Annotated in this window: 5 protein-coding genes, 8 tRNA genes and 1 rRNA gene; 13 read left to right on the top strand and 1 reads right to left on the bottom strand. The window is 40.7% G+C overall.

Features of this window, described 5'->3' with window-relative positions:
- Positions 1-275 precede the first annotated feature (275 nt).
- The 12 genes from PSR9079_RS23180 to PSR9079_RS23125 all read left to right on the top strand — a co-directional run bounded on the left by PSR9079_RS23180 (position 276) and on the right by PSR9079_RS23125 (position 5833).
- Complete coding sequence (locus tag PSR9079_RS23180; protein ID WP_145242298.1) at positions 276-1427, top strand: dicarboxylate/amino acid:cation symporter; 1152 nt, start codon at positions 276-278, stop codon at positions 1425-1427.
- A 108-nt stretch (positions 1428-1535) separates the two neighbouring features.
- Positions 1536-2186 carry a UvrY/SirA/GacA family response regulator transcription factor gene (gene uvrY, locus PSR9079_RS23175; RefSeq protein WP_016707677.1) on the top strand — a complete coding sequence of 217 codons (651 nt, stop codon included), beginning with the start codon at positions 1536-1538 and terminating at the stop codon, positions 2184-2186.
- Between the two features lie 9 nt (positions 2187-2195).
- Entirely contained in the window at positions 2196-4019 is a 1824-nt protein-coding gene (uvrC, locus tag PSR9079_RS23170) for an excinuclease ABC subunit UvrC (RefSeq protein WP_149983427.1), read from the top strand.
- 42 nt (positions 4020-4061) lie between these two features.
- Positions 4062-4607: a CDP-diacylglycerol--glycerol-3-phosphate 3-phosphatidyltransferase gene (gene pgsA / locus PSR9079_RS23165; RefSeq protein ID WP_145242294.1), complete on the top strand. Its 546-nt coding sequence runs from the start codon at positions 4062-4064 to the stop codon at positions 4605-4607.
- Positions 4608-4823: 216 nt separating this feature from the next.
- Positions 4824-4899: transfer RNA gene (locus tag PSR9079_RS23160), tRNA-Gly, on the top strand.
- A 26-nt stretch (positions 4900-4925) separates the two neighbouring features.
- A tRNA-Cys gene (locus tag PSR9079_RS23155) sits at positions 4926-4999 on the top strand.
- A 36-nt stretch (positions 5000-5035) separates the two neighbouring features.
- A tRNA-Leu gene (locus PSR9079_RS23150) sits at positions 5036-5122 on the top strand.
- 66 nt (positions 5123-5188) lie between these two features.
- A tRNA-Gly gene (locus tag PSR9079_RS23145) sits at positions 5189-5264 on the top strand.
- A gap of 39 nt (positions 5265-5303) precedes the next feature.
- Positions 5304-5390 (top strand) — tRNA-Leu (locus PSR9079_RS23140).
- Positions 5391-5541: 151 nt separating this feature from the next.
- Positions 5542-5617: transfer RNA gene (locus tag PSR9079_RS23135), tRNA-Gly, on the top strand.
- An 18-nt stretch (positions 5618-5635) separates the two neighbouring features.
- Positions 5636-5709, top strand: a tRNA-Cys gene (locus tag PSR9079_RS23130).
- A 37-nt stretch (positions 5710-5746) separates the two neighbouring features.
- A tRNA-Leu gene (locus PSR9079_RS23125) sits at positions 5747-5833 on the top strand.
- Between the two features lie 666 nt (positions 5834-6499).
- On the opposite strand, the gene PSR9079_RS23120 is transcribed toward PSR9079_RS23125, so the two are convergent.
- Positions 6500-7921, bottom strand: a complete 1422-nt coding sequence (locus PSR9079_RS23120) for an alanine/glycine:cation symporter family protein (protein WP_149983426.1) — start codon at positions 7919-7921, stop codon at positions 6500-6502.
- 641 nt (positions 7922-8562) lie between these two features.
- Between PSR9079_RS23120 and PSR9079_RS23110 the strand changes: the two genes are divergently transcribed.
- A 16S ribosomal RNA gene (locus PSR9079_RS23110) occupies positions 8563-8679 on the top strand; the annotation flags it as partial.

Raw genomic sequence — 8679 nt, 5'->3', positions numbered from 1 at the left:
TTAAAAAGAAAGGGTTCATCACTTCAACTGCTGGAAAAAGCCGAACGATAAAGCTATTGATAGGAATAAATCAGTTGCCTGAATTTAAGTAAGGCAACTGATCAGAACTTCTGTGAACGAGTACTAGTTGATATTATAATGAACAAATTAGACGGGCGTTTAACGCTAAAAGTGATTGTATTTTGTGCAAACAGGCTGTTATTGAGCGGTTTTATGATACATATAATTAAAAACATGCTAAAACCTCACCCATCAAAATTTATGAAGTGATGACAATGACGTTAATCTTAAAATTAATTGCCGGTATATTGGCCGGTATTTTAGTGGGCTTATATGTTCCACTAACAGGTGTTGAACTCCTTTACACGGTAAAAGAAATAATTGGTCAGCTGATCACTTTTACTATTCCACTAATTATTTTATTTTTTATAGCATCAGGAATTGCAGGTTTACCAAAAGGTTCAGGCCATTTGTTAGGTAAAACCGTTGGTTTCGCTTACGGTTCGACCATTATTGCAGGCACATTAGCTGTGATGGTTGTTAGTGCAATTATTCCGTTATTTGATGGCGGTTTAACCTTTGAAGCTGAAATAGCAACCGAAGTGGCAAGTTTTATTGATTTAGAGATCCCACCATTGATGGGTGTTATGACCGCGCTTGCCACAGCATTTGTGTTTGGTATCGGTATGAGCCAATTAGAGCTAGAGACCTTGAAAAAAGTATCGGATCAGGGCCGCGATGTGATTGATGGTTTGCTAGCAAAAGTTATTATTCCAGCATTACCGTTTTATATTGCAGGTGTGTTTGCTGAGATGACAGTTGCAGGCACTGTTGTTGATACCTTACAAACGTTTGGTGTGGTGTTGATTGCTGCATTAATAATGCATTGGGTATGGTTAAGTATTCTTTATATCGGTACGGGTATTTTATTAAAACGCAACCCAATTGAATTAATTAAAAATATGCTCCCAGCTTACTTTACAGCCTTAGGCACTATGTCAAGCGCTGCGACTATTCCAGTGTCTTTACGCTCAAGCAAAGCAAATAATGTAAAAGAAGATGTTGCTAACTTTACTGTACCTTTGTGTGCGACTATTCATCTATCTGGCTCAACGATCACTATCGTAACTTGCGCGATGGCGGTGATGTTTTTATCACCAAATATGGATGTACCATCATTATTTGGGATGTTGCCGTTTATTATGATGCTAGGTGTGGTAATGATTGCCGCGCCGGGTGCTCCGGGCGGAGCAGTCATGTCTGCGCTGGGTTTATTAACCAGCATGCTCGGTTTCAATGAAGGTGCTGTGGCACTCATGATAGCGCTTTATCTGGCTCAGGATAGTTTTGGCACAGCCTGTAATGTTACCGGTGATGGGGTAATTGCCTTGTGGGTTGACCGCTTCAGTGAAAAAACGCCATCTTAAATTAGTTATCTGAAACGATAATTGGGTTATCGTTTCAGATTTTCTGTGTTAGTGTGACCAATTAAATTGTCATACTGACATGCTGTTAGGTTATATGAGGGTGTCCCATTGATTAATGTACTTTTAGTTGATGACCATGAACTCGTACGAACGGGTATCAAACGTATTTTAGATGATGTTCGTGGGTTTAAAGTAATTGGTGAAGCTAAAACAGGTGAAGAAGCGGTACAGTTTTGCCGTCAGCATTCTCCTGATATTGTGCTAATGGACATGAATATGCCAGGTATTGGCGGATTAGAAGCGACCAAGAAAATTTGTCGCTATTGCCCTGATGTGAAAATTATTGTGTTAACTGTACATTGTGAAGACCCATTCCCAAGTAAAGTGATGCAAATTGGCGCTCATGGTTACTTAACCAAAGGGGCGGGCTCTGATGAAATGGTCAATGCAATTCGCGCAGTAAATGCAGGACAACGCTATATTGCACCAGAAATAGCTCAACAAATTGCCCTTGCGCAAGTGACGGGTCGTACTGATGAAAGTCCATTTCAAAGTTTATCTGAACGTGAATTACAGATCATGTTAATGATCACTAAAGGTGAAAAAGTACAAGACATTGCCGAACGCCTTAATCTAAGTTCTAAAACAGTGAACAGTTATCGCTATAGAATGTTTGAAAAGCTGAATGTGGGTGGTGATGTTGAACTAACTCATTTGGCTATTCGTCATAAGATGATCGACATCGACAGCGCCCACTAGTGTTGCCCCATGGCAGAATTTGATCACGCCCATTTCTTAAAAACACTATCAAGCGAACCCGGCGTTTATCGGATGCTTGATAGTGATGATAAAGTTATTTATGTTGGTAAAGCTAAAAACCTTAAAAAACGTGTTAGTAGCTATTTTCGTAGCAATGTCACGGATGGCAAGACTCGCGCTTTAGTCAGTAACATTAGTGATATTGACATCACTTTAACCAATACTGAAACCGAAGCTTTACTGCTTGAAAATAACTTAATAAAAAAATATCAGCCACGTTACAATATTTTACTACGTGATGATAAATCCTATCCGTATATTTTACTAACTGCTCACAAACATCCAAGACTTGCATTTCATCGCGGTAGCCGCAAAGTGAAAGGCGAGTATTTTGGGCCATTTCCAAGCGCTGGGGCTGTCTCTGAAAGTTTGCGGTTAATGCAGAAAATATTTCCTGTTCGTCAATGTGAAGATGCGTATTATCGCGTTCGCAGCCGACCTTGTTTGCAATTTCAGCTAAAACGTTGTTCTGCACCTTGCGTGAATGAAGTGAGTGACGATGAATACAATCAGCAAGTTGATTTTGTACGTAAATTTTTGACTGGCAAATCTCATGAAGTCATCGCAGCGTTGATCTCTAAAATGGAAGCTGCGAGCCAGGCTTTGCAATTTGAATTGGCAGCTAAAGTACGCGATCAAATAATGCTACTGCGTAAAATGCAAGAGCAACAATCAATATCAGGTAATTATGCCGAAATGGATGTTGTGGGTTTTGCTCATTTAAATGGCCTTAATGGCATTCATTTGTTGATGATCCGCGATCATAAAGTACTCGGTAGCAAAACGTATTTTCCAAAAGTACCGAAAGATTCACAGCCACAAGAAATACTGGCTTCATTTCTTGGGCAATATTATTTAGCGCCAGGTGCAACAGGGCGAATTGCTAAAGAAGTTATTTTGCCATTTGCACTTGATGAAGTTGATGTACTCAGTGAAGCATTAAGCCAAGTGAGTGAACGCAAAGTAACTTTAAAAACAGTTACACGCGGTGAGCGTGCGCAATACTTACAGCTCGCTAATAAGAATGCGCTTAATAGTATTACCGTAAAGCAGAGCACTCAGGATTCGATTAATAAGCGTTACGCACAACTTAAAGCGACGTTAGGGCTTGATGATATTAATCGTATGGAATGTTTTGATATCAGCCATACAATGGGAGAAAACACAGTTGCCAGTTGTGTGGTGTTTGATTCGCAAGGGCCGAATAATAAAGAATATCGACGCTTTAATGTCACAGGGATCACCGGAGGTGATGATTATGCTGCAATGGAGTTTGCATTAAATAAGCGTTACAACAAATTGGTTGACGAAGATAAAATTCCAGATGTGATTTTTATCGACGGTGGTAAAGGACAACTTTCTCGTGCCGAGCAGTACTTTGCTAATTGGCCACATGCAAAAATGCCGCTGTTAGTCGGTGTGGCAAAAGGCACCAGTCGTAGGCCAGGCCTTGAAACACTATTAATTGATGGTGGCCGGAAAACAATCCCAATGGATTCAGATGCACCAGCGCTACATTTGATCCAACATATTCGCGATGAATCACATCGCTTTGCTATTGCAGGGCACCGTAATAAGCGGCAAAAACAACGCACTCAATCACTATTAGAAGAAATAGGTGGTATCGGCTCGGTACGACGCCAAACTTTATTAAAATTTTTAGGGGGCATGCAGGGAGTAAAAGCTGCTAATATAGATCAATTAAAGCAAGTACCCGGGATCAGCTCTGACATGGCTGAGAAGATATTTAACCATTTGCATGACAAGGGCTAGCCCTTCGTGCGAATATAGAAAAAAAGACATCCCCAAGTAGTTATGTGGAATATTCCAAACACACTCACAACATTTAGACTTTTTCTTATCCCCATTTTTTTGGTGGTATTTTATCTGCCTTATTCATGGGCTTTCTTTGCTGCAGCTTTTATTTTCTGGCTTGCATCGATCACTGATATTCTTGATGGCTATCTAGCGCGCAAGCTTGAGCAGTCTACACCATTTGGTGCATTCTTAGATCCTGTTGCTGACAAAGTGATGGTGTGTACAGCATTGGTTGCTTTAGCTAGTTATTATCAATCAATGTATATGACTATTCCTGCTTTAATCATAATAAGCAGAGAAATTGTTATCTCAGCACTTCGAGAATGGATGGCAGAGCAAGGCAAGCGTGGTAATGTAGCTGTATCAAATATGGGTAAGTTTAAAACTGCTGCGCAAATGTTAGCTATTATTGGACTCATTTGGCAATACGATAGTTGGATGATGTACTTAAGTTATGGCTTACTTTACATTGCGACCTTCTTAACGGTTACTTCTATGCTGCAATATTTGATAGCAGCGTGGTCTGAATTGACTAAAAATTGACTCTAAACGTATAATAACGCACCGTTTTAGATAAAAAATAATCAAACAGTTCAAAACTAGCATTTTTTGTATTGACGCGTTTAATAATCTCTGTAGAATGCGTCCGTGTTGAGAGGGCATAGCCCCCTAGATAAACTAAGTGACACTGGTTAAGTTGCTAGAATGTTTTACCGCGACAAGGTTGCGATGAAACATATTAATACTTACATGCGTTATGCGGCACTAGCTCAGTTGGTAGAGCGCGACCTTGCCAAGGTCGAGGTCACGAGTTCGAGCCTCGTGTGCCGCTCCAGTTTATCAAAGGTTACCCAGTATTGAGGCGGAATGGCAGAGTGGCCATGCACCGGATTGCAAATCCGTTTACCCCGGTTCGACTCCGGGTTCCGCCTCCAATCAACACTCCACACGCTTTAATTAGCAAACTCGATGCCCGAGTGGTGGAATTGGTAGACACAAGGGATTTAAAATCCCTCGACTAACAAGTCGTGCCGGTTCAAGTCCGGCCTCGGGCACCACTTTGTGGTTTAGTTGCATATACCAAATGTAACTTTTAAAAATGTAGTAATTAGAATTAATATGATGCGGCACTAGCTCAGTTGGTAGAGCGCGACCTTGCCAAGGTCGAGGTCACGAGTTCGAGCCTCGTGTGCCGCTCCATATTAGTTTTATCCACTTGCTTTAAATAGCAAACTCGATGCCCGAGTGGTGGAATTGGTAGACACAAGGGATTTAAAATCCCTCGACTAACAAGTCGTGCCGGTTCAAGTCCGGCCTCGGGCACCACTTTAAATTACTCAACCAAGGTAATTTAAGGGCGATATAAAATATTTCTTACAAAGAATTATATCTAATTATTCGGCACTAGCTCAGTTGCCAGAACGTTTTACCACGACATGGTTGTGCACCAACGTACAAATTACTGATAATGTTTTATGCGGCACTAGCTCAGTTGGTAGAGCGCGACCTTGCCAAGGTCGAGGTCACGAGTTCGAGCCTCGTGTGCCGCTCCAAATTATTTGTTACATTTAGGCGGAATGGCAGAGTGGCCATGCACCGGATTGCAAATCCGTTTACCCCGGTTCGACTCCGGGTTCCGCCTCCAAATAATTACTCCACACGCTTTAATTAGCAAACTCGATGCCCGAGTGGTGGAATTGGTAGACACAAGGGATTTAAAATCCCTCGACTAACAAGTCGTGCCGGTTCAAGTCCGGCCTCGGGCACCACTTTATCTTCACTATTACTTCATTTATACCTACAGCGTAAAAAAAACACACCCAAAATTGCTTATCTATCTATTAAATTAAACTTTCACCTTATAGCTTTTGTATGCGCTTAACTTTTATCCATAGCGCGTACGGACAATCTTAATACCAAAATATACGCAAATCACTTTGTTGATTGATGCCAGAGAAATTAGCTTAACTAATACCAATCGACTTAAGTATTTAACCATTCTAGCGAGCTAAATAAAGCGCTAACTGCGTTAGTAATCTTTCAATTTCAAGTACGGCTGCATGGATGCAGAGCAATGCAGGAGCAATTGCCGAGAACAACTATATATCAAATATCAAAATTTATACCTTGTTATTGCTGTCTTTATTTGTCGCTATAATAAATGGTTAGTAACTTAACACGATCGGGATAAGAACAGTAAAGCATCACTATGCCAATTGCAGCCGCATGCATACCCAATAGATTCAGAGCAACACTCCTGTGTGAAGTATGGTTGAAGCTGTAGCCAGATTTATAAAGCACACGGTAAGGGCCGCGCTTTAGTGATGAATATATAAGACGCTTGTGATAGCAAATCTGAATAACTACTAAGGCATTATTATTTTGATCAAAAAAGGGAGCACATAGGCTCCCTCTTTGATTGTAAATAAGCTTATTTACTTTTTATGCCAAATTCCTTTCGGGATGGTTTGATCAAGCTGAGTATTTTTGGTTGGGTCAAATGTTGGTAATTTGCCAGCTTTACGCTGTGTGGTGTAGTCGTTCGCAAGCCAGATCACCACGCCTGATAACATAAACAGTGCAATAACATTCACGATTGCCATGAGGCCCATCGAAATATCAGCTAAGGTCCAGATCAACCCCAGTTCACTCACAGAGCCAAACATCACCATACCTAATACTATAAGTCTAAAGATCAACATACCATGCTCATGATTATGCTCTAAGAATAATAGATTAGTTTCTGCGTATGAATAGTTAGCAACAATTGAGGTAAAAGCAAAGAATAATATAGCAATCGCAACAAAGATTGTGCCCCAGCTTCCAACATGTTCTTCAAGAGCAGCCTGAGTTAATGCAATACCAGTTACACCTGAGTCAGCTACTAATTGATCAGAGAGCAAAATCAGCGCGGCTGTTGCACTACATATAACAACCGTATCAATAAATACACCAAGCATTTGCACATAACCTTGTGAGGCAGGGTGGGGCGGATTTGGCGTCGCAGTCGCTGCCGCATTTGCTGCGCTACCCATACCTGCTTCATTTGAGAATAAGCCGCGCTTTATTCCTTGGATCATTGCTTGCATAACGCCATAACCAATCGCACCGGCACCCGCTTGCTCAATTCCAAAGGCACTATTAATAATACGCATAAATACAGTCGGTAATTGCTCTGCATTAATAGCGCACACATATAAAGCTACAAGTAAGTAAGCTAATGCCATAAATGGTACAACCAACTCTGCAAAGCGAGAAATAGTTTTCAGGCCACCAAATATAATAATGCCAGAGCCAACGACTAGTACTAAACCAACAACATAGTTTGGAATGTCAAAAGCGACTTTAAATGCAGCGGCTATAGAGTTAGATTGCACTGCATTGAATACTAGGCCAAATGCCAATATCAAACAGAGTGAGAAAACCACCCCCATCCAACGTTTACCCAAACCATATTCCATATAATAAGCAGGGCCTCCTCTGAAGTTACCATGTTCATCACGAATCTTATAAGCTTGAGCCAAAGTACTTTCTGCAAAACTCGTTGCCATACCTATTAAGGCAATTAGCCACATCCAGAAAATAGCCCCAGCACCACCTAAATACAGTGCAACAGCAACACCAGCCATATTTCCGGTACCAACACGTGCGGCTAAGGAAGTACAAAAAGCTTGAAAAGATGAAATACCGTTTTTATCACACTGACGAGAATTGAACATGACTTTAATCATGTGGGGGAATTGAACAAATTGAATAAACTTGAGTTTAATAGTAAAAAAGAGTCCTGCCGCTATTAATAGGTAGACGAGAATATGACCCCAAAGCAGCCCACTAATACTATTTATTATATCTATCATGTTATATGCCTAATGAACGAGTTTAAAAAACAGCGGGCAACTTACCATAAGCAAAGCAGATAGTTTAGTGAAACGATGAAAAAAACGAGGTTATCCACAGGCTTCTGTGGGTAAGGTGTCAGTTTCTTTTGGGTATCTTGAGGGTATAAAATAAATGCGAATTTAATGATAAAAACGCTTGCGTAAAATTCGCCGCGCCCTATAATGCGACCCCACTGAGACGGCAGACAGCAACGCTTAGCGAGGCAAGAGTTAATCAGTTAGTCGAGTAAAACTTGAGTTTAGATTTTTAATAAAGTTTAAAATTAAGTGTTGACAAAAAAATAGGAAAGCGTAATATGCGCAGCCCTAGCGAGATAAAGTTTAACTTTAACCGCAACGTTCTTTAACAATATAAAGCAATCATCTGTGTGGGCACTCGTACAGATTGAGTTCTAACAGCCAAGCTTAGTTCGCTAAGCAAGGCAAAAAATTTAGAGTCTCAATGTGATTTCTCGAAAGAGAAGCTGAGTGACCAACAGAAGTAACTTATTTATAAGTTGCTTCGGCACAGTCAATTCAATATCGAAAGATATTAAATAAATTCAGAATTCATTGAGCAGGTTCTTCATTCTTTATTGGATGAGAACAGAAAAAACTTTTAATTGAAGAGTTTGATCATGGCTCAGATTGAACGCTGGCGGCAGGCCTAACACATGCAAGTCGAGCGGTAACAGAGAGTAGCTTGCTACTTTGCTGACGAGCGGCGGACGGGTGAG

Origin of the sequence: Pseudoalteromonas rhizosphaerae (genome assembly GCF_902498845.1) — a bacterium.
Lineage (GTDB): Bacteria > Pseudomonadota > Gammaproteobacteria > Enterobacterales > Alteromonadaceae > Pseudoalteromonas > Pseudoalteromonas rhizosphaerae.
The sequence above is the reverse complement of the archived record's forward strand: the minus strand, read 5'-3'. Positions and strand labels throughout refer to the sequence as shown.

Excerpts from the sequence above, each read along its gene's own strand:
- PSR9079_RS23180 (WP_145242298.1), top strand. The coding sequence starts at position 276 with ATGACGTTAATCTTAAAATTAATTGCCGGTATATTGGCCGGTATTTTA.
- uvrC (WP_149983427.1), top strand. The coding sequence starts at position 2,196 with ATGGCAGAATTTGATCACGCCCATTTCTTAAAAACACTATCAAGCGAA.
- pgsA (WP_145242294.1), top strand. The coding sequence starts at position 4,062 with ATGTGGAATATTCCAAACACACTCACAACATTTAGACTTTTTCTTATC.
- PSR9079_RS23120 (WP_149983426.1), bottom strand. The coding sequence starts at position 7,921 with ATGATAGATATAATAAATAGTATTAGTGGGCTGCTTTGGGGTCATATT.